At 46.4% G+C, this 21,660-nt stretch carries 12 protein-coding genes; 7 read left to right on the forward strand and 5 right to left on the reverse strand.

Annotated features, from left to right (window positions below; all coding sequences use genetic code 11):
- The first annotated feature begins 17 nt into the window (after positions 1 to 17).
- Genes MARGE09_RS19785 through MARGE09_RS19795 form a run of 3 tightly spaced genes read left to right on the forward strand, consistent with a single transcriptional unit; the run spans position 18 to position 5,458 of the window.
- Entirely contained in the window at positions 18 to 1,022 is a 1,005-nt protein-coding gene (locus MARGE09_RS19785) for a DUF1839 family protein (protein WP_236984866.1), read from the forward strand.
- A complete protein-coding gene (locus MARGE09_RS19790; RefSeq protein ID WP_236984867.1) occupies positions 1,019 to 3,613 on the forward strand; it encodes a glycoside hydrolase family 2 protein in 2,595 nt (864 codons plus the stop codon). The genes MARGE09_RS19785 and MARGE09_RS19790 overlap by 4 nt, the downstream gene beginning before the upstream one ends.
- Positions 3,614 to 3,619: 6 nt before the next feature.
- Positions 3,620 to 5,458 (forward strand): alpha/beta fold hydrolase, encoded by a 1,839-nt coding sequence (locus MARGE09_RS19795; RefSeq protein ID WP_236984868.1) that lies wholly within the window; start codon positions 3,620 to 3,622, stop codon positions 5,456 to 5,458.
- Positions 5,459 to 5,482: 24 nt separating this feature from the next.
- Here the strand turns inward: MARGE09_RS19795 and MARGE09_RS19800 are convergent, their stop codons facing one another.
- Together MARGE09_RS19800 and MARGE09_RS19805 are read right to left on the reverse strand one after the other, a co-directional pair.
- Positions 5,483 to 6,610 carry a porin gene (locus tag MARGE09_RS19800; RefSeq protein ID WP_236984869.1) on the reverse strand — a complete coding sequence of 376 codons (1,128 nt, stop codon included), beginning with the start codon at positions 6,608 to 6,610 and terminating at the stop codon, positions 5,483 to 5,485.
- A 190-nt stretch (positions 6,611 to 6,800) separates the two neighbouring features.
- A complete protein-coding gene (locus MARGE09_RS19805) occupies positions 6,801 to 9,035 on the reverse strand; it encodes a CotH kinase family protein (RefSeq protein WP_236984870.1) in 2,235 nt (744 codons plus the stop codon).
- A 398-nt stretch (positions 9,036 to 9,433) separates the two neighbouring features.
- On the opposite strand from MARGE09_RS19805, the gene MARGE09_RS19810 reads away from it, so the two are divergent.
- From MARGE09_RS19810 to MARGE09_RS19825, 4 genes are all read left to right on the forward strand, one after another.
- On the forward strand, positions 9,434 to 10,975 hold the full coding sequence (locus tag MARGE09_RS19810) for an MFS transporter (protein ID WP_236984871.1): 1,542 nt from the start codon (positions 9,434 to 9,436) through the stop codon (positions 10,973 to 10,975).
- A 232-nt stretch (positions 10,976 to 11,207) separates the two neighbouring features.
- A complete protein-coding gene (locus MARGE09_RS19815) occupies positions 11,208 to 12,752 on the forward strand; it encodes an MFS transporter (protein ID WP_236984872.1) in 1,545 nt (514 codons plus the stop codon).
- Between the two features lie 317 nt (positions 12,753 to 13,069).
- Entirely contained in the window at positions 13,070 to 14,314 is a 1,245-nt protein-coding gene (locus tag MARGE09_RS19820) for a DUF1552 domain-containing protein (RefSeq protein WP_236984873.1), read from the forward strand.
- On the forward strand, positions 14,314 to 14,886 hold the full coding sequence (locus MARGE09_RS19825) for a c-type cytochrome (RefSeq protein WP_236984874.1): 573 nt from the start codon (positions 14,314 to 14,316) through the stop codon (positions 14,884 to 14,886). Before MARGE09_RS19820 ends, MARGE09_RS19825 begins: the two co-directional genes overlap by 1 nt.
- A 17-nt stretch (positions 14,887 to 14,903) precedes the next feature.
- Here MARGE09_RS19825 and MARGE09_RS19830 read toward each other — a convergent pair whose 3' ends face one another.
- From MARGE09_RS19830 to MARGE09_RS19840, 3 genes are all read right to left on the reverse strand, one after another.
- Positions 14,904 to 16,367, reverse strand: coding sequence for a cobyric acid synthase (locus MARGE09_RS19830; protein ID WP_236984875.1), 1,464 nt, complete (start codon positions 16,365 to 16,367; stop codon positions 14,904 to 14,906).
- A gap of 117 nt (positions 16,368 to 16,484) precedes the next feature.
- Positions 16,485 to 17,231 carry an META domain-containing protein gene (locus MARGE09_RS19835; protein WP_236984876.1) on the reverse strand — a complete coding sequence of 249 codons (747 nt, stop codon included), beginning with the start codon at positions 17,229 to 17,231 and terminating at the stop codon, positions 16,485 to 16,487.
- A gap of 159 nt (positions 17,232 to 17,390) precedes the next feature.
- Positions 17,391 to 21,542: a YncE family protein gene (locus MARGE09_RS19840; protein WP_236984877.1), complete on the reverse strand. Its 4,152-nt coding sequence runs from the start codon at positions 21,540 to 21,542 to the stop codon at positions 17,391 to 17,393.
- Positions 21,543 to 21,660: the final 118 nt, after the last annotated feature.

Genomic DNA, 21,660 nt, shown 5'->3' on the forward strand with positions numbered 1-21,660 from the left:
CCTTAAGAAGACATACTATGCCAACTAATTCCCGCATTCCTGCACAGGCTTCGCTTTGGCAGCTCGATGTTGCCAGCTACACGCCACATAGCCTACATGGCCCCGATCGAAACTTTGTAGAAAGCAATTGCTACATCGATATTTGGGTAGAAATGATTCATGCCGCAGGCCTAGAGGTTTACCCATTCCTAGCATTTACCCTAATTAGCGATTTTGAACACGACCAATGGACATTCTACAAACCGTCTTTTGATGATATTCAAGCGCTTTACGGTATTAGCGTACACGAGCTGTATTTATGGGGTGGCCTACATCAACAAATTGCACGCCATTTGCAGCACAACAAAATGGTATTACTAGAAGCCGATGCCTTTTACCTGCCAGATACGCAAGAAACCGACTACCAACAAAACCATGTGAAAACCACGATTGGCATCGAGGCCATTGACCTCGAAAATAAGACCATGAACTATTTTCACAACGCCGGCTACTACCAGTTAGAGGAAGACGACTTCAACAGCATCTTTCATCTCGATAAGCCCACCATAGACGGCTACCTGCCACCTTATTGCGAAATTGCCAAACTGGATAATGTGCATAAATTACCCGCCGAGCAAATGCATAAAAAGGCCCGCGCACTGTTAACTCATTACATGGGCTTACTGCCCAAAAGTAACCCCATTGGCCGCTTTAAAACCGGCTTTGCCGACGAGCTTGCCTACCTGTGCGAGCAAGGCTTAGAAACCTACCACCACTACGCTTTTGGATCGCTTCGCCAATTGGGTTCGGGATATGAATTTACCGCCTATTTTTTACGCGAGCTACAAAAAGCCGAAGGCCATAACCGCCTAGAGCCAATAGCCGCAATGTTTGATGACATATCGGTTACGGCAAAAACGCTAATATTGAAAGGCGCGCGTATGGTCAACCGCAAAAACATTAAAGATGTGAGCGCAGACTTCGACAGCATGGCCCAACACTGGGATAACGCAACGGCCGCACTCAAAGAGCAACTTGCGTGAATACCCCACAAAATGCCAGCGCCGCGCTAGCGGCCACACCATTTAATGTGGTCGCGACAGCGGGCACCTGCGTTACCGCTATAGCGCAAAGCGCTTGGTCCTCGATAGCCATAGCGCCAAACACCGCCACTGAACCTGCACAACTAGAAACCATCACGCAAACTTGGAGCCCGGGCCTAGATGCATTTGCAGCGCAAGGGATTAGCGCCACCGAACGGGAGAATTACGACGTTTGGTACCGCTGCGGCTTCTCGCTTGATGATATCAGCCAATGCGAAACTCGCTTACGCTTTGAAGGTTTAGCCACGGTGGCCGAAGTCTGGCTGAACGGTATTCGCCTGCTGCAAAGCGATAATATGTTTGTGCAACATCAGCTCAGTATTAGTGCTGTTAGCCAAACAGAAAACACACTCTATATTCGAATTCTGGCCTTAACACCACTGCTCAATGCGCGTAAACCTCGCCCAAAATGGCGCACGCCTTTTGTTAACCATAAAAATCTTTCGTGGTTTCGCACATCTCAAATCGGGCGCATCCCTACATGGTCGCCACCGCCCGCGATTATTGGGCCTTGGTTGCCCGTTTCTGTTATTCAGCTACGCACACTAACCCTTAACGCTTGCCAGCTACAGTGTTCGATCGAGGGTAACCAAGGCGTCGTAAACGCGAATATCGAACTGCACGCACTAAACGGAAAAAGTATTGATAGCGTTCAATTGCAGGTAGGTAGCCAAAAAGCGCTGCTCATTAAGGCGCAGGCCAATGGCGATAAACAACCTCGATATACTGGGCAATTAACGTTAAGCAATGTTCAAACGTGGTGGCCACATACCCATGGTGAACCTGCGCGCTACGACGCTGCGCTTATCGTCACTATCGATGGCCAACAGCATATTATCGATTGCGACCCCTTGGGTTTTAGAACATTAGCGTGGAGCAACCTTGCAGCGGCATTAAATACTAAAGGGCAATTCAAAGAAGACTTTGGCCTAACCCTTAACGGCGAAAAAATATTTTGCCGCGGCGCTTGCTGGACACCTTTAAATATACACAACACTCACACTAGCGAAGCGCAATACAAAGAAGCACTGCTGCAACTACGCGATGCGGGCATTAACATGCTTCGCATAAGCGGTACATTTTATTACGAGCAAGATGTTTTTTATCGCCTATGCGACGAGCTAGGAATTTTAGTGTGGCAAGACTTTATGTTTGCTCGCTTAGCCTACCCCTTCGAAAATGAAGCTTTTTATGCTTCGGCCATTGCAGAAGCCACGCAAGTTTTACAGCGCCTGCACTTTAGGCCAAGCCTTGCCATTCTTTGTGGCAATACCGAAATAGAACAACAAACGGCCATGCTGGGCTTACCGCTAGAAGGCGAGCTACATAATTTTTTCCGAAAAAGCCTAGCTGATCTTTGCTCTGAAATTGCACCGGCTACTGCCTACTGGCCATCATCACCGGCCGGTGGCGACTTACCGTTTAAAGTCACCCAAGGCGTTAGCCATTATTTTGGGGTGGGTGGTTATCAGCGCGGGCTAGAAGATGCACAACTTAATAGCCCGCAATTTGCGAGCGAATGCTTAGCCTTTTCCAATGTGCCAGAAAACCCCGGCTTAAAACCCTTCCTACCCGACCAAGCTGGCTTTCCAACTCACCCAGACTATAAAGCCGGGGTAGCACGCGATGTCAGTTCCGGCTGGGATTTCGCCGATATTAGCGATCACTACATCGAGCGTTTATTTCATGTGGATACCCGGCAACTGCGTTATCAAGATCCACAGCGTTACTTTCAACTATCGCGCATAGCCTGCGGCGAAATCATGTCCAAGGTTTATGGTTTATGGCGCCGCGAAAGCTCGGCGTGTAACGGCGCGTTAATTTGGTTTTTGCGGGATTTACAAAAAGGCGCCGGCTGGGGGTTAATCGACTCTGAAGGTAAAGCTAAATCGGTTTACTATTATTTAAAACGCGCTTGGGCGCCGCTTGGGCTTTGGTTTGTTGACGAAGGGTTAAATGGTGTATCACTCAACCTTAGCCACGAAAAAGATATTCCATTAAATAGCGAGCTAGAAATTATTCGCTACCAAGCCAATGGCCATATTGCACTAAGCCAAAAAGTACCTGTTAATTTAACGGGTCGCGGCCACCAGCAATGGAACGTCGAAGCCCTGCTCCAACAGTTTTTTGATATTAGCTATGCCTACAAATTTGGCCCTAAAGAGTACATGCTGATTCATGCGCGCTTATGGTCTAAAACTGACGCCGATGCAGGCTCTAGCCAGGTGTTAAACGAGTGCTTTTATTACCCATCAGATATGGGTTTACAATTGCAGGCCGAGCCCGAGTTAGAAAGCACAGCCGTCGCCAATAATACCGGTTATTCACTAACGGTTAGCGCTAAAAATTTCGCGCGCGCCGTCGCCATTAATGCGTACCCCTATACCCCTAGCGATAATTACTTTGATTTAGCACCTAATAGCTGCCGTACCATTGAATTACAAGCACCCGCCGAACCCAAGCCATTACGCGGCTCAATTGCTGTTTTTAATAGTTTAAAAACGCATACCATTAATATTCAACAGAAGTAATATCGCTTGACTGAATACGCTAAACCCAAGGTCCAAACAATACCCGCTATCGCACATGCCGACGATGGCGCCATTCCATTTTGGATGGACGTAGAAGGCACAAAAGTATTCACTTGGTATCACCCAGCGCAAGGGCAAGAAAAGCAAAATCAAGCCATTGTGCTTTGTAATACTTTTGGCTCTGAAGCCATGCTACTGCACCCGGCTTACCGGCAACTGGCTATTGATTTAGCCGCACAAGGTTACCCTTGCTTACGCTTTGATTACCCGGGCACTGGCGATTCCCAAGGCTCGCCGCGCGCCCCTGAATTGCTCGCTAGCTGGCTACGCAGTATTCACCATGCGGTTGATTTTTTACGCAACGAATCCGGTGTTGCGCGGGTAAGTTTATTCGGTATTTTGCTTGGGGCAACACTTGCCGCCCATGCCGCCAGCCAGCGCAAAGATATACACGCCCTATTATTATGGGCACCTTACATTAGCGGTAAAAACTTTTTACGTGCAGTTAAGCTTCAAAGCAGTGTGATCACCGCCAATACAGACAACATCCGCCCCGCCGACTGGTGTGATGGCGATAGCGAAGCATTTGGTTTTCTTTTAACAAAAGAGTTTTCACAAGCACTTAGCACGATTAACTTAAACAAAATATCTGAAGCGCCCTGCAAACAAGCCTATTTATTTGCACGTGACACAAGCTCCAATGAAGCAAAGTTAGCCAAAGTACTCAGCGAGTTGAATACAGAGCTAACGTTTGAAGATACTGCCGTTGAGGATCTCAGTGCAATAACCGCAGAGATGCAAATCCCCACCGCAATCAACCAAAAAATAATATCGTGGTTGCAAGATAAGGAAAAACAGAGCAGTACTGACGCCATACAAAGCAGCAGCGACCCTATGCCGCTTGAACAGCAATACGCTACTGACTCATTTTCCGAAGAAGTGGTATTCCTAGATCATCATGAAAAGTTATTTAGCATAATCACTCACCCGCCTATAGAAATAGGAAATAACACCGGCATACTCCTTGTCAATGGCGGCTCCAACCACCGAGTAGGCATTAACCGCAATTATACCGAGTGGGCGAGAGCTTGGGCTGCGCAAGGTTACACTGTGACCCGAATGGATATTTGCGGGCTAGGCGATACACCACCGCAAAAAGGGCAAGCGCGCAATACACTTTATTTAGACTCCACACTCGAAGAAGTACGAGTAAACATCGAACATCTTCGCAATACATTAGGCTTACAAAAAATCGTGGTAGCAGGCCTGTGCGGCGGCGCCTACCAAAGCCTTAGGTTTGCATTAACATCACAAAAAATCGACGGCATTTTACTGATTAACCCGCTTCGCTTTCAGAAACCACTAAAACTGGAAGACGGCAGAAACACACATAATAGTGTTCAGCAATTAATTGCAACGACTTCGTTTTTAGCATTCGTACTATTTTTTATAAACTATAAGAACTGGAGCACACTTAAGCGGTGGGGCAGAACAAGCCTAAGCTTGGTTAAACATGCGTGCCTCCAATTACTGCAGCAATTAAAAGACCTAGCCCAACCTAAAAAATGGGGAACTTTAAGCCGTTACAATTTAGCAGCCAAGGAATTAGTTACCTTAACAAAACGCGAAATACACGTTTATATTTTGTGCAGCAATACAGAAGTAATTTTGCCCTTCTTTAAGGCCGCTCTTGCGCGCTACCGGCGAAAGCTCAATAAAACCCCTTATTTTATTATGGAAGAATTAAGCAGCACTAATCACATTCTTTCGCCAATATGGAGTCAAAAAAAAGCTTACGAGCAACTATCCAAACAGCTTAAAATTGTCACTGAACGAAAAGACTAATACTAAGCAGCAATCAAAAAATTTTTAATCGAATACAAACTGCATGCGCAAACTAAAAGCGCTGCCCGTTTCCGGCAGCCTTATGTCACCAACATCTCCCGACACCAAATCGCCGCGCTGGTATTGTGCAGCAAGTTTAATTTTCTTAGTTGGGTAATAGGTTATCGCTAAATCGATGCTATTAGCATAATCCCTGTTATCGCCATAATCTAAATCGACGTAATTGACTCTAAAGGCAACTTCCAAGAACTGATCATTTTTAAAGTCGGGTTCTAACTCGCCATCTTCATAACGCCTGCCGTCGCCAACAAAACTAACTGCAGCCTGCATATAACTGCCATAATAATCAGGTTCATAAGTAGAATCTGGCTTATCGGGGTTATCATCCTCAAACACCCAGCGCTGAGAAAATAACTCTGCTTGTAATGTTAAATAATGAAATAGTCCAGCAATTTCAAAATTGCTGGTATTAATGGCATTAGGGCTAAGTTTCGTGCCTTTTATTTGGTCTTCAACACTGCCGCCAACAATAACCGCCTCGTGCCTCAATTTATTATCGGTGACGACCTCGTTATTAAACCCCATACCAAGGTGAAGCAGGCCATCTTTGTGATCGCCGTAAAATAAACGTGTGCGAATGCTTGTTACATGGCCTGGCTCGTAGTCTTTATCTTCCGCAGATCTAAAAAACCGGCCAAGCTCTACCCCCAAGAAGCTATTTTTGTATTGGAAGCTAACCCCAGGACTACGGCTTAGTGTAAAAACCTCGCTGGCTATCGAACGTTCAAATAAGGGCAGTGTTTTTGTGCTTTGCAGGTTCTCTAAGCCAAAGGGTACTTTAAAGCGGCCCAGTTTTATATCGAACCGTTTTATGGGTTCGTACGTTAGATACGCATCATCAAACTCTAGCAGCCCCTTATCGGCATTAACTTTAAACGACAGCTTATATTTTAAATTATCTTTAAGGTCGTCTTTTATCGAAAATTTAATACGCCGTAAATCCCAAGCGTAACGCCCATCTTCCTCGTCCGTAAAAATATCGCCTGTCGTATAGTGAGTATCGACAATGCCATAACCGTCAACATCAAATGCCGCGGCTGCAGAGGTAAAAAAAGCTGCAATGGCAACCAGAAAATAACAATATATCTTCAACGTAATGATTCACATTAATAGAGATTTAAGATTAACGGCCAAGCGAGCCGAACGCCTAAAGAACCCGTTTTGTATAGCCTGATTGTAAAGTGCAGTAGCTGTTTTCGCTAGATATACCCATTCAACAAATAAAACAGCACAAAGGGCTATGCTCCTTTGTGCTGCTTCGCTCAATGCCCCTAAAAACTCCCTAAGGATTTATAGCATTAAAACTGGGTGAAGTTGTCCATTCAAAAGCACCGGAGCCATTCGGGGTTCTGGCATAGCTTTGGTCTTCAGGAGCATCTTCGAATACTACTTGATCAGCAAATTCCAGCGCGGGGTTGACTAAGTAAACATATTCACCGCCGGCACTTAATTTAAAGTTCGCATGCAAGCCACCAAGCTCGTCGGCGTTATCATCTGCCCACACAACCAATGTAGCCCCAGCATCAATCACTGTGCCGCTAGGAAATGCCCATCGCTGTAACTGAGTATCTTCGTCGGTTAAATACCAACCGCTTAAATCAACAGCCTGAGCACTGTTATTGTAAAGCTCGATCCAATCGGCATATTCATCCAGTGCATTTGTTACGATGGTTTCGTTATCGGCAACCAATTCATTAATTACTACAGGGCTTTGCACTGCTGCGGCAGCCTGCACTTGATAAATATACACATCATGCTCTGCGCCTACCGGTGAATATGTCGCTGTACCGGTGGAGTTATTGGCAATCGCCTCTACGTAATAACGTACATATTCGCTTTTAGGCATGGGTGGAATAGTGGCAGTAAATTGCCCTCCACCGGCCATCATAGGCACTTTAGTAAAGCGCCCAGCAAGCCCAGTACCGTAGTAGAGGTATGCCGCCTTAACATTACCCTCAACGGTCGTTGATACTTCTACTGATTCTGTATCTTTTGGCCGCACAGAAGGTACGCCGGCGACTGCATCTACAACGCTAGTAATGCTCACAGCTGAGCCGCTCAGGTCGGCATGATTCATCAAATAATTGTAACGCGTGCTAAAGTAATCTTTTAGCGCAACAACTTCGCTTTCGAATTGCCCGTAGGAATATTCACGCACAACCGCAGGCGCTGCAACATAGGTATTAATTAAATCTTTATAGCCATCGATTAATTTTTCCGCTATCTCTGGTTTTAGCGACTCTTCCATTATAGTGCGGTAATGGGCCAAATAACGTTCACGCAATTCTGGGATATTGAACAGTTTATTCATTAACGGAAAATTAGCATCGTTCATTTTATACAACGGGTTCCAGCTCGTCGCTAAACGATCGTCCATTGCCGAGTTGCCATCGTATTCAATAGGCACTAAGCGCCCCGTAAACAGATCGAAATAGACGTAATAATCCATGCCGCCTTTATTGATATAACCGTCATCATCCGTAAAAATATTCTCAGTAGCGATAAACCATAAAGCGGCATCAACATCCATATATTGGTTAAGCTCTTCGATTGAGGTTGCATCGCTCACCGAGCCTAACGCATGGGCGGCATTAGCGAGGTCCTGCCAAGGGTCAACCACGGTAGCCGATTTAAGTGTGTAAGCATCTTCGTAATCACTGCCGTTTTCACCCAAATCATTCAGGGTAGACGTACCGGCACCAAAGGCGCCGCCAAATCCGCCACCAAAGCCACCACCGCTTGTCGACCTTTCTGCCCGCCAGCGGGTTGCATCACCATCAAAAAACCACTCTTTAACGTGGTCTTTTTCTAGCTTTTGAATATTGAGATAAACGCCATAATTCTCACCATTCACCACTAGGTTTACAAAATTTCCGCGTGCACTAGGAATATTTTTACGGGCCAAATTGGCATAGACCACTTCGCGCATTGACGATGGGTCTTCATAGCCGTTATTTAATTTTAATTCGTTGTAGCCATTAATATCTTGGCCTTCTGTCGCCCACTCTAAATCAATGGAAAAAGATTTTTTATCGCCCGCGCGCGAATAGCTGGTATTGCCGCGATAACGCACCCCTACTTGCTCTAGAGTTTTGTCTTTATAGCGTAACGTCGCGGGAATTTCGGTTTTACTGGCATAGTTTTGCGTCAACTGCGACTTAAAATCCGCTTGATCAAAATCGAGGTAAATGGTTTCGATTACGCTTTCATCATACAGCTTCGAACTGTAAAAACCGCCTTGCTCCAAGCGTTCGCCATCTTCACTAATGCGAAACTCATCCGGCAAATCAACAAACTGGCTAACACCACCGCTACTGCTTTGTGCCTGGCTGCTAACAGCTAGACTACTCGAGGCTTCACTGCTCTGAGCGACGCTGCTAGAACTCACCACCACGCTTTCACTACTCGATGCAACCGACGCAGGTGAACTGGATGATGTGCCTGGGTTAGGGCTACCGGTGCAAGCACCCAATAAAGCCGCGGTAACGGCGAGAGGCAAGATACGCTGAATGTTCATAAGTCCCCAATACTAAGGTTATGAGAATGATTCTCAAATTTGTTTACCAATATAGTATCAGGCCAAATATGGTCGGATAAGATCATATTTGGTGTAAATTAACAAAAACATCACTGCGTTCCATTTTAGTTCTAGGTTTTGCGAGCCACAGCACAAAAGGCAAGTCGCGCACTTAAGCAAGCCGTAAAGAACAGCTTGCCGATATCCCCGCAATAATCCCTAACACCCGATAGCCGACGCTTTATAAGGTTTGCGGTAAATGCTATTGTTTCGCGTCGAAATTTTGACCATTTGGGGCATTGTGGCATTGGGGCACGTTACCCACTACCGGCATAAGCACAGCCAATATCCCGCATGATTACTCGCAAGTTAGACAAACAATAACAATGAGGTAGACCATGTCTTCAACTTCTTCTCACAAGCTCTCTTTTATTGAAAAGAGCGGCTATGCGATGGGTGACGCCGCCGCAAACCTAGTTTGGCGGGGCGCACTTGCCTATATCGCTGTTTTTTATACCGATACTTTAGGCATTTCGGCAGCCGCAGCCGCTACATTACTTTTATTGGTGCGTTTATCCGATGGTATTACCGACATCATAATGGGCATGATCGCCGATCGAACCACCAGCCGCCACGGCCGCTTCCGCCCTTGGATTTTATGGTCCGCACCGGTATTGGCATTATTTATGGTGCTCGCGTTTACCGCGCCCGATATTAGCCCTGCCATGAAGCTAGTTTGGGCTTACTTTACTTATATAGGCCTAACATTAGCCTACACCGTGAATAACGTACCTTATTCTGCCCTTATGGGTGTGATGACCCCAAGCCACACCGAGCGCACCGTGCTTTCGGGCTACCGCTTTGCAGGCGCCTTTACCGGCGGGGTATTGGTAATGAGCTTTACACCCGACATGGTGGCTTATTTTGGCCAAGGCGATGATGTTAAAGGCTACCAACAAACGTTTTATGTCTTTGCTGGCTTGCTCGTTTTGCTGTGTGGCATTACTTTTTTTACCACCAAAGAACGCGTAGAACCGCCCAAAAGCTCTAATGGCCCATCTGGCTTTGGCGAAATGTTTAAAAGCATTGGCTTAATGTGCATTCCCTTGCTGGCCATGTCTTGGTTTTTTGTTCAGCGCGACCTTATCAGTGGTATTGCCTTTACCCTTATTATTGGTGGCACTGGCTTTGTGCTTAGTAAATTTATCAAAAAGCCAGAAAGCGAAACCACCCAATCACAGCGCGACCTTATCGACCTACTCACCAACAAACCTTGGTTGATGATATTAGGCTTAGGCCTGTTCACCATGTTCTATAACGGTATTCGCTTTGGCACTGTGGCCTACTACTTCACGCACTATATGGGCGATGCCAGCTTGGGCGGTAAATTCTTCTTTGCGACGACTGTCGTCAGTATGTTTGCCGCTATTATTGCTGGCTACCTAACCACCTGGCTGGGCAAAAAAGCACTTTTTGCCATTTCGCTTATTGTTAGCGGGCTTTTCACTTGCGGTATTTATTTTGCCAAGCCCGAAGATGTTTCCCTAGTATTTGGTTTAGGTGTTTGCGCGGAATTCTTCGCGGCCTTTATGCCGGTACTGGTCTTTAGCATGCTGGGCGACGCCGCCGATTACTCGGAATGGAAAAACGGCCGCCGCGCTACTGGCCTGCTTTACTCGGCCGGTACTTTCATCCAGAAAATGGGCGGTGGCTTCGCCGGTGCTTTAGTACTGCTGGTACTGGCCAGCTACGGTTACGTCGGCACAGACCCAGAAACCATCAGCCAAGCCAAAGAAGGCATGGTTAACCTAATGAGCTGGATCCCCGCTATTTTCTCTTTCAGTGCCTTAGCATTGTTGGTTGTTTACCCCCTAAACACCCAACGCATGGGCGAAATCGAAAGCGAACTTCAAGCGCGCCGTGCAGCAGCTGCCAAATAGCGCTAAGCACACCGTCCCTTACTAAAACCGCCTTAGGGCGGTTTTTTTATGCGCCAACTTCCGGTAAAACTGTGCAATGCCGCGCCGGCAGTAACGCAAACGCTTTATTGCATGAATCCGAAATGCTATCGTGCTGCCACGTCACTCCCCGCTGGCAAAACAAAGGGGATAATTCAAATGCTCGGCGCTAGTACTGGCCTGCATTTCACTCCCAAATAATAACGAGATATATATGACGATGGAGTCATCCAATAAGCTTTCTTTTGTAGAAAAGAGCGGTTATGCCATGGGCGATGCCGCCGCGAATTTAGTCTGGCGCGGCGCACTGGCTTACCTCGCCGTGTTTTATACCGATACTTTAGGTATTTCGGCAGCCGCAGCCGCTATATTGATGTTGGTTGTTCGCATTTCAGATGGTATTACCGACATTATTATGGGCATGATTGCCGACCGAACCACATCCAAATACGGCAAGTTTCGCCCTTGGATTATTTGGTCCGCGCCCGTATTAGCCTTGTTTATGGTGCTATCGTTCACGGTAATACCCGGCCTGAGCCCTGTCGCAAAAATTGTTTGGGCTTACTTCACCTATATCGGCCTAACGCTGGCCTACACCGTGAATAACGTGCCCTACTCCGCACTAATGGGCGTAATGACGCCAAGCCATACCGAGCGCACAGTGCTTTCGGGCTACCGCTTTGCAGGCGCCTTTTGTGGTGGCGTACTGATGATGAGCTTCCTGCCCGATATGGTCGAGTACTTTGGCCAAGGTAACGATGCCATTGGCTACCAAAAAACCATGTATATTTTTGCAGGGTTATTAATTATTTTATGCGGCATTACCTTTTTCACTACCAAAGAGCGCGTAGAACCACCCACGCCCAGCGGCTCACTTAAAACCGAACTGGGCGACCTACTGAAGAACCTGCCATTCATCATTACCCCACTGCTTGCGATCACGCTGTTCTTTTATTATCGCAATTTGGCTTCGGGCATCTTCTTCGCCGTCGTTATCGGGGCCGCATGGTTCATTATTCAACAGCTCATCAAAAAGCCTGAATCCGAAATCACTCCCTCGCAGCGCGACCTTGTAGACCTACTCACCAATAAGCCTTGGATCATGATTTTAGGCCTTGGTCTATTTACCATGCTCTACAACGGCGTGCGCTACACCACCACAGCCTATTACTTTACCCACTACATGGGCGACAAGACCTTAACTGGTAGTTTCTTTCTCGCTACCATGCTCACCTCCATATTCGCCGCCCTTATCGCAGGCTACCTAACCACCTGGCTGGGTAAAAAAACCTTATTCAGTATTTCATTAGCCGCCAGCGGCGCCTTTGCTTGCGCAATATTTTTTGTTAAACCCGATCAAGTTACGCTGATTTTTGCACTGGGCATTTGCTGTGAATTTTTTGCCGCCTTTATGCCAGTATTAGTCTTTAGTATGCTCGGCGATGCCGCCGACTATTCCGAATGGAAAAACGGCCGCCGCGCCACAGGGCTGTTTTATTCTGCCGGCACATTCATCCAAAAAACCGGTAACGGCTTTGCCTCGGCACTTGTGTTGCTGGTTTTATCCGCCTATGGCTATATCGGTAGCGACCCAGACACCATCGCCAATACCAAGCACGTTATGGTCAGCTTAATGAGCTGGATCCCTGCGCTATTTTCATTCGTCGCTTTGGGTTTGTTAGTGGTCTATCCGCTAAACACCAAGCGCATGGGCGAAATCGAACACGACCTTGAAAGCCGCCGCAAAGCAAAAGCCTAGGGCTAAAAAACTAAAGCAAAGCCGCCTTCGGGCGGTTTTTTTATGCCCGTATAGCCTGCCTATTACCCAGCTTAGCTATTTTTAGCTTACCTAAAGATACAAAAGCGCCCCTATATATTGATAACCATAACGAGCCCTACATTAAGCATTTACTTAAAACAATACCTACAAGGCAACCCGCAACACAGTTATACAATTGCTTACATTTAGGTGCTGTAACGTCTTTGTAGAATGTGATAATTGTTTCAACAATTCGAGTGCAAAGCGTTATCATTACGCATTCATCAATAGCTAAACATTAAGACCAAGGGTTACCTATGATCTCTCGCCGCCGTTTTATTCAAGCACTTCAAGGTGCGTCTGTTGGGGTGCCGCTTTACGCCCAACTGGCACAGCGTGCTATTGCCGAGAGCCAACCTGCACAACCCAATATCCTGTTTAACTTCTTCCCTGAAGGCATTACACCAGAGCTGTTTTTCCCACAGGCTGGGGCCATTAGCCAACTGCCTGAAATGAGCGCCCCCCTACAACCGGTTGCCCAGCACTGCACGCTGATCGACGGCATCAGCATGTTCGGCGCGGCCGATATTCATGCCAGCCAAGCGCACCTGCTAACCGGCGGCGACGATACATCGCTAGACAACTACCTGGCTGCCGACTTAAAGGGCAAATCCTCTAAAGCCTTTGGTAGCTTGCGCTTTGGGGCTTTTTCTAACCAGCTTTCGCAATACAGCAATAGCTTTGCTGGCGGCCAGCAGCTGCAACACGAAGACAGCCCCGAGCTTGCCTACAAAGTTTGTTTTGGCAGTGGCCCCAGCCGAGAAGATGCACTGGCGTTAAGCGGCCTAAAAGATACCATCGGCACAGACGCCAAGCAGGTGGTTGAACAGCAATTAGATGGCCTTGCGAGCATTGCCGCCAAAATTCCCCCGCTGAATTTGCGCGGCCTAAGCCCAAACCGTAACTATTCCGATGTAGAAGCCCCATCGGATATCGCCACCGTCGTGGATATTCAACAAGATATTATCGCGATGGCATTAAGCTGTGGCCTTAGCCATTGCGCCAGCTTTATGCTTGGCCACGCCAACTGGCCGGTAACACCGCTAGACGGCAAAGGTCGCACCTCTCCCAATTACACCAAAGAAGAAGCCACTCCCTATATTCAGTGGTATATGGAGCGCTTGCACAGGCTGCTAATAAAACTACGCGCACTACCAGGGCAACACACAGCATCACTGTTGGATGAAACCTATGTGTTCACCTATTCCAACAACGGTATTCTGGTGGACGATATGCACGACCGCATGCCGTTTATATTGAGCGGCGGCCATCACTTTGGGCACCAAGGCGGTTTTACTTTAGATTATCGCCAGCACAGTAACACCAACGTGACATCCAGCCGCGAACATCCCGCTGAACTTGTAGGCTTACCCCATACGCAACTACTGACATCCATTGCATTAGCAATGGGGCTGCATACCGACGGCATAGGTATTCCTGAGGCCAGAGGCGGCTTTAGCAATGGCCCGCTACCCGGCTTTTGGCAAAGGAGTACCGTGTAATGCGCAGGTTAATTAGCTTGGCAACAATTGTGCTCGCGTGTGGCGCATGCAGCAAGGATGACGTAAAAGACTTGGTGACACCACCCGATGCAGTCAGCAACCAAAGCTCTAGCCAAGGCTTACCGCCAACTAACAGCTCTAGCTCGTCGAATGAATCACTCGACATGAGCTCCATGCCTACATTCTCATCAACCGCCTCACAATCAAGCATGGCCGCATCTTCGTCATTTGCCGATATGTCGTCTTCCGAGGCCGCTAATTCTTCCTGGGAATATACTGCATCTTCTGAAGCTGCATCCAGCAGTCAAGCGTCATTCTCCTCAGAAGCTGCCAGCAGCCAAGATTCATCCGAACCGGTAAGCGCTATGCCCGATGGCGCTCAATTATTTAGCGAGCAATGCGCAAGTTGCCACAATTTAGACACTAACCTGCCATTCCAAATTGGCACAAATTTATCGTTTACCGAACTACACAACACTATTAGCAATACCATGCCCTTCAATAAGAGCAACCACTGCACAGGAGAATGCGCAATGGAGCTGGCTTATTACATCGAGAATATGCGCCTTTAGCGTTTCTCTTCTTAGACTTATAAATTGAGCAGCGCCAAAAGCTGCTCGGCGGGCCATACAGCCTCAACCTCATCCGCTAAGCGGTCTAGCTGCTTAAGCTTATGTGCCTGATAATCGAATGCTTTAACATCAGGCGAACCGGCCCAATTCAGAATGCCCTGTAAAAACGCCTGATTGTCAAAAACACCGTGCAGGTATGTGCCTTTAATCGCACCATCTTCACTTTGTGCGCCTTCGGGCTGATTGCCCTCTAAAATAAATAACGGCTTATTCAGCGCCGCCCCCGTACTTTCACCGGCATGAATTTCATAACCCACAACTGCACTGCCACTGTGCGCGCACACACCCGCTACATTACGCAGTGTTTTTTGGGGTTGTAATGCGGTGTTTAAATCTAATAACCCTAAACCTTTACTGCTACCGCCGGCAATGCCCTCTACCCCAGTTGGGTCACTTAACGCTGTGCCCAGCATTTGGTAGCCACCGCAAATACCCATAACGCGGCCGCCATAACGCAAATGTTTTTGAATAATAGGCTCCCAACTTTTATCGCGTAGCCAAGCCAAGTCATCCTGCACGTTTTTACTGCCAGGCAAAATTAACAAATCGCAAGCACCTAATTCTTCAGGCGTACGCACATAGGTTAAATTCACATTGGGGTGTAAGCGCAGCGCATCAAAATCGGTATGGTTGGAAATTCGCGGATAAACAATTACCGAGATATTCACGGCGTTGTCGCCGGCATTAAATTGCTGCGTGTCGATCGAATCTTCGGCCTCTATATACAGCTCTTGAATATATGGGATTACCGCCAAAATGGGCTTGCCGGTTTTTTCCAGTAACCAATCGTTAGCGGGTTTTAATAAAGTTTCGTCACCTCGAAATTTATTAATGATAAAACCTTTTACGCGGGCTTTCTCTGTTTCGCTTAAACACTCATAAGTGCCGTACAAATGCGCATAAACGCCACCACGGTCAATATCGGCTACTATCACTACAGGGCAATCGGCCGCCTCGGCAAAGCCCATATTGGCAATATCACCTTGGCGCAAATTAATTTCAGCAGGGCTACCAGCGCCTTCTACAATCACCGCGCGGTATTGCGCCGCTAAGCGCTGGTGCGCCTCTAAAACAATGGGTAATAGACTTGGCTTTTTATGGTGGTAACCCCAAGCCTCTAAATTGCCTTGTGCTTTACCCAGCACAATCACTTGCGCACCGGTATTGCTATTGGGTTTTAGCAATACCGGGTTCATATCCACATGCGGCGCCAAACCACACGCCAACGCCTGCACCGCCTGCGCGCGCCCAATCTCACCACCCTCGGCCGTAGCCGCGCTATTAAGGGCCATATTTTGGGGTTTGAAGGGTGCAACACTCACACCATGCCGATAGAGTATTCGCCCAATGGCAGCAACTAATAAACTTTTACCAGCATCGGAGGTGGTGCCTTGTACCATTAAAGTATGGGGGGATTTCATTGATGATTGCGCCTAGCTGAAATTGGCGGCAGTTTAACACTTGTTATTGTGGATTTATTCTAGGTAATAAAAAATCCGATATTGAGTTACACGCGCTCAATACCGGACTTTCTAAATTTAATTTCCCGTATATATCAGCTGCGCACTATCGCCGGCCGTTAATGTTAAAAGGTTGCCCTCAATAGAAAAAACGACTGGGCTTGCTAATACATCAGAAATAAAATCAACTTGATCCTGTAAATCTTGATTATCCGCGTTTGGGCAAAAGATTAAGGTTGTCCAACCCGCCCCCAATGTCAGAGTATTATCTACTATCTGATACTCGCCATAGGTGGTGTTGCAGTCAATGCTACGCGAGTATGGAAATGGCGTGTCGAGCGCTGAGTATGTTGCATCATCACCAAACCAAAGGTGATCATTTGCACCTTCAATTGGGCTAGTTTTTTCGCTCATTTGATAGCCATACTCTTTAAGCGTCCATTTAGTGCGTAGCATAAGGCTTGCTTGCTCAGATAGCTGCGGCACAAAAGCGGCGCACGCTTCATGAATAGAGGAATCCCGCATGCAGTTATTTTTACACGACTGTGACTGACTATCGATCCGACAGGCATCATCAGTATAGCTCACGCAAAAAGACCCTTCGGAGGGATTATCTCGTTCGCTTGGATGGCAGGGCTCAGGAATGGAGTGACCACAAAGGCCGTTAAACAAGAGAACGTCACCTGGCTCACATTGCGATTCACTACTGGTCGCAGTGTCCTCCGCGACTTGGTCACTACCATCAACCGGTGCGCCATCGCATGCAGCTAAAGTAAATGTAGCCACGATGATAAACAGCATTGTAAAAACCTGAGTAGCTTTCATTAGTTTTCCTTATTTTATATTTTCAGATTAATTGATTAAACCATCAGTTATCCACAGCACCACAAATTCATACATGACTAACACCTACTGATATGGCGCTTCTATTCCCGAAAACAAAAAAAACAGAAAATGTGTTTTTTTGTTAAGCGACATTAGTAGCTAATAAGCGCAAATATAGCCGTAAGTAGATTGCTCGATAGTTTCAAGGTAGTCCGTATGAATATCTATAGTGCCATTAAGATCATTAGGAGCAGGAGCAACAGAACTAGATGATTGCACGCTGCTTGAGGAGCTAGCAGTACTAGAGCTTAATGATGACGCGCCGTAACTTGCATCTACAGTAATTTCATTACTATTTCCTGAGATATAAAGATCTATCCCGTCGCCCACAACATCACCAGCAAACCGGTTTGAACCAGCACATCCTTGAGTAATATCGTTTCGCCATTCGGCATTTTCTATAGAAAACTCATAAGGCCCAGGGTCAGTTGTGCGAATGACCAAACCTGTAATCTCAGAAGGATCAATAGACGGGTAATGCGTTGCTAAGTGAAAAATTACTCGCGTGCGCTCAATACCCGGCTCAACAATAATTTTATAACCCTCCGGTACACTGCATTCGCCATTACCACACACGGGCTCTATGGCTACAGGGTAATCAAAGTTTTCTTCTGGGGTAACAAAATCGAAAGAAATAGTCAGCGCCGGCCATTCGTCTAGGTAATTACTCATGGTAAAAGGAACGTAGATATAGGCTCCATTATCATTATTAAATTTTTCGTAAAAGTTGGCAGGAGAATTAATACCCGCCAATGTATTAGCTAACTGAATAATGTGGCGCCTACCGTCAGGCAGAGCCACTATCGCGAACAATTCAGAATCCATATAAAAAATTTGTTCTGGCGAATGGGGTAAGTGGTATTGGTGAAGCTCACTATCTACAGCAGCAGACGCGTACTCCACAACCTTGCCCGTCAAGTCAATTACAGCTATGCGTGATGTATTTTTATCCAATGCAACATCATAAAATCCTTTACGACTAGCACTCAATGGTAGGTTATAAGGTTCGCCAGAAAACAGAGAAATTACTTCATTATTGTGCGATACAACAAAGTCACCATCAGGGGATACTTCAAGCTTGTCAGAAAAACCCTCAACCGAAAACGGCGCACCCTCGAATAAAAAACCACCTCGGATATAAAAATACAAAATTTTCTGGATATTATTATCGATATATGATGCAAGTATTCCTTCTTGAGAATTAACACCCTCTATTTTCACTGGCGCCGCAACATCTAATTGAGAAACAAAGTCTAACGAGTTACGGTCATACACCATTAATCGTGGTTTTGATGATTCGATGGATAGAATAATAAAACCATCATTGACTACTATGTCAGCCAGGAACTCACCTCGCTCTAATTCGTCAATATATAGCTGATCAGTTAGTTCTTGAGTTTCTAGGTCAAATATAAATACAGTTTCACTATAAGCATAAGCGGCATACAAAGCACTCCCATCAGGCGATATTGCTAGACCTTGTATATTATCGCGAGTAGCCCAACCCCAAACACGCTCGCCAGAGTGGATGTCGATTGCATCAAATGAAATCCCTTGACCAAATAAGTACATCAGCCCTCGCTGGTGATCAACAATTGTGTCGCCAAGTTCTTGTGTACTGTCACCCCACACCGGACGTTCGCTTAATGTCAACACATTATAAGGTAACGAGCTTGAAGAGAAATCTACTCCTGTAGAAGAACTAATCACAACAACCTCGCTGCTCGTACTTTGATTCCCCACAGAGCTAGAACTTGATACCACTACCGAGCTAGAAGAACTATTCAATATACCCTCATCATTAAGGTACGGAAGAAGGTCCAATGCGACAATCGAATACTTCCCAGTATCATTTGAAGTAAAGCTTTGCCGATGAATAACTACAGCAGAGTTCTTAATCGGTACTATTCGCTCAGCCGAACCCAAACTGCTATTCGACCCAATTCTACGAGGGTCGTTGGTAACGCCGTAGTCTAGGGAGTTTACGCGCGCATCAAATAGACGAATATAATTTCTATCATCAAGGCTAATTGCATAATCGCTATTCTTTAAAAACTGAATATCTTTAAAATACAACTGACCGTAGTCGATTGTGTCGGCGATGGTGAATGCATCTTTATTAAATAATGTGCCTTTCGCCGTTATTAAGATATCACTAGAACGGGAATCACTGACAAAATCGCCAAGAACATCATCATCGAACAACGACTTTTCTAACAGTGCTATACCTTGATTATTCACCGAAAAACGCCACAAATTGAATCGATCATTACTTATGGCAAATAGCTGATTATTGCTGATTATCGTTAGCTTACTTTCCAGCGGCATAGCGATTTCGTCTTGCAATGCACCGGCCGCAAGATCATAAACCAACGCTTTTTCAGCACCCGTGGAAAACGACAATACCGCGTAGCCAGCGTTAGTCACAGCCAAGTCATAGGGCACATCATCAAGCTGAACAGTGTCTACCAACGATAAATCTTCGGTGTTATAGATATTCAGCGTAGCGAAGTCTCGCGATGCAACAACAACTAAGCGATACCCTTTAAGATACGATATGGCTATCGGCCCTTCTGGGACATCCACACTATTCAGTAATTGCCCATCGAGCAAATCCAATTTATATAAAGTCGATTTTTCATTATCAATAGCAAAAGCAATACCCGTGGTACTGTCTGATGCAAAGTCATCCATTGAAAAATCCCAGTTAGTGGTAACGTTGTACGATAAATTAATGCGATTGGGTGTTTCTGGGTAAGGTGAATAATTCAAACTTGAGTAGCTGCTGCTTGATACCACTACGGAAGAACTTGAGCTGCTAATGGGCGCAAAACTGCTGGTGCTTTGCGCTGATGTTACTGGAATTGAACTGCTGCCATAAGTACTCGAAACACTAACACTATGGCTTGTTGTAGACGCATCGCCCACCGAGCTGCCTGCAACTGAAGAATTATTAGTTGCCGCTGAACTTACAGCAATCGACTCGCTGCTAGTGCTTTGCGCCGATGTAACTGGCGTTGAGCTGCTTGCAACGACTGAGGCGCTTGATGAACTCACCACCTTAAAGGGCGAAATATCTAACTGAGAAACAGCTAACCCTTTAACCGAATGAATCACAAATTCACCCTGTTTAAGGCTCAATACGTGCTCTGCTTGACCAACAACCGAAACATCAGAAAGCATTCGCGGGCTTAAAAGGTCCCCCTCAATATTGAAATTAGGCTCCATGTCATAGAGTCTTATTAAACCATCTTGCCCAATCGTTAACGCCAAATCGCTATTCGGTGTAAATGCGATGTCCCGTAAGGCCACGGCTTCAGGTCCCATCGATGTCAAGCGGTCGTCTTGTCTATTGAAGTAATCGCCTTGTGCGGTAAGGAAGTGATTTCCATCGGGTGACATCGTCAACCACTCACCAATGTTCGAACCCTCACGATACGGAGCCTCATTCTCTAACACCGTCCCTTTAACTATTGCGTGCTTCCTGTAGGTATTGGGCTCTGCAAGGCTAGTGCTATAAATATAATCTTGAGACGCCGCCAAATAAGAATTCACTGGAAGCTCAATACTCGAAATACTACTTCCACTAATATAAACAGAAGAAAGGAACGGCTGACTTTCGTCCGAACTCGAAAAGACAGCAAATCCTGTTTCATGGACCACGACATCAAAAGCATCAAAACCTAATGCTATTTCATTGGTCGCGACCATTAAGTTTGCATTAAAAACTTTTGCCCGGTGCGTACCATCATTACTGGTGGCAACGATGGTGGCCGCCGGCCCAGAAAACGCCACCGCGCCAGCGGTGAAAGGCAAGGGCAGCTCGGCCAGTAAATCACCGGTTACAACATCCACTTTAAAAATAAAATCTAAATCTTTGTCAACAATATAAGCGTGACCAGCAACGGCATCGACAGCCATATCCGTAATATTGAAGTGCCAGCTAGGGTAATAAGTGCGTACAACTTCAATACCACTAGAGGTAGGGCTTGCTGAAGAGGTCACAACAACTTCACTGCTAGAGGTACTAGAAACGGTAGGATGTATGCTGCTAGACAGCTGCTCGGTGACGCTCGACGATTGGTGGGGTTCGATGGTAACCGTCGCACCATCACAACCAGCCAACCCCAATGCCGCAAGCGCTACAGCGCTCGTCTTTACAGCGCTTAGGCTGCACCATCGACTCAATAAAGCCTTCATATTTTGCTCTCCCTTAATCATCCTGTTATCGCCCATTAATACGGGCTGCATTGCTACCACCGGTATAACCTGTTCAAACCACTATTAACAGCACTAAATACCACAGCTTGCACCTTGTCGCACACACGGTTAGGCAATCACGTGACGCATGCAATGTTTTACTGGGCGC

This window comes from Marinagarivorans cellulosilyticus (genome assembly GCF_021655555.1).
Classification (GTDB): domain Bacteria; phylum Pseudomonadota; class Gammaproteobacteria; order Pseudomonadales; family Cellvibrionaceae; genus Marinagarivorans; species Marinagarivorans cellulosilyticus.

Excerpts from the sequence above, each read along its gene's own strand:
- MARGE09_RS19820 (WP_236984873.1), top strand. The coding sequence starts at position 13,070 with ATGATCTCTCGCCGCCGTTTTATTCAAGCACTTCAAGGTGCGTCTGTT.
- MARGE09_RS19830 (WP_236984875.1), bottom strand. The coding sequence starts at position 16,367 with ATGAAATCCCCCCATACTTTAATGGTACAAGGCACCACCTCCGATGCT.
- MARGE09_RS19785 (WP_236984866.1), top strand. The coding sequence starts at position 18 with ATGCCAACTAATTCCCGCATTCCTGCACAGGCTTCGCTTTGGCAGCTC.
- MARGE09_RS19825 (WP_236984874.1), top strand. The coding sequence starts at position 14,314 with ATGCGCAGGTTAATTAGCTTGGCAACAATTGTGCTCGCGTGTGGCGCA.
- MARGE09_RS19805 (WP_236984870.1), bottom strand. The coding sequence starts at position 9,035 with ATGAACATTCAGCGTATCTTGCCTCTCGCCGTTACCGCGGCTTTATTG.
- MARGE09_RS19840 (WP_236984877.1), bottom strand. The coding sequence starts at position 21,542 with ATGCAGCCCGTATTAATGGGCGATAACAGGATGATTAAGGGAGAGCAA.
- MARGE09_RS19835 (WP_236984876.1), bottom strand. The coding sequence starts at position 17,231 with ATGAAAGCTACTCAGGTTTTTACAATGCTGTTTATCATCGTGGCTACA.
- MARGE09_RS19815 (WP_236984872.1), top strand. The coding sequence starts at position 11,208 with ATGACGATGGAGTCATCCAATAAGCTTTCTTTTGTAGAAAAGAGCGGT.
- MARGE09_RS19810 (WP_236984871.1), top strand. The coding sequence starts at position 9,434 with ATGTCTTCAACTTCTTCTCACAAGCTCTCTTTTATTGAAAAGAGCGGC.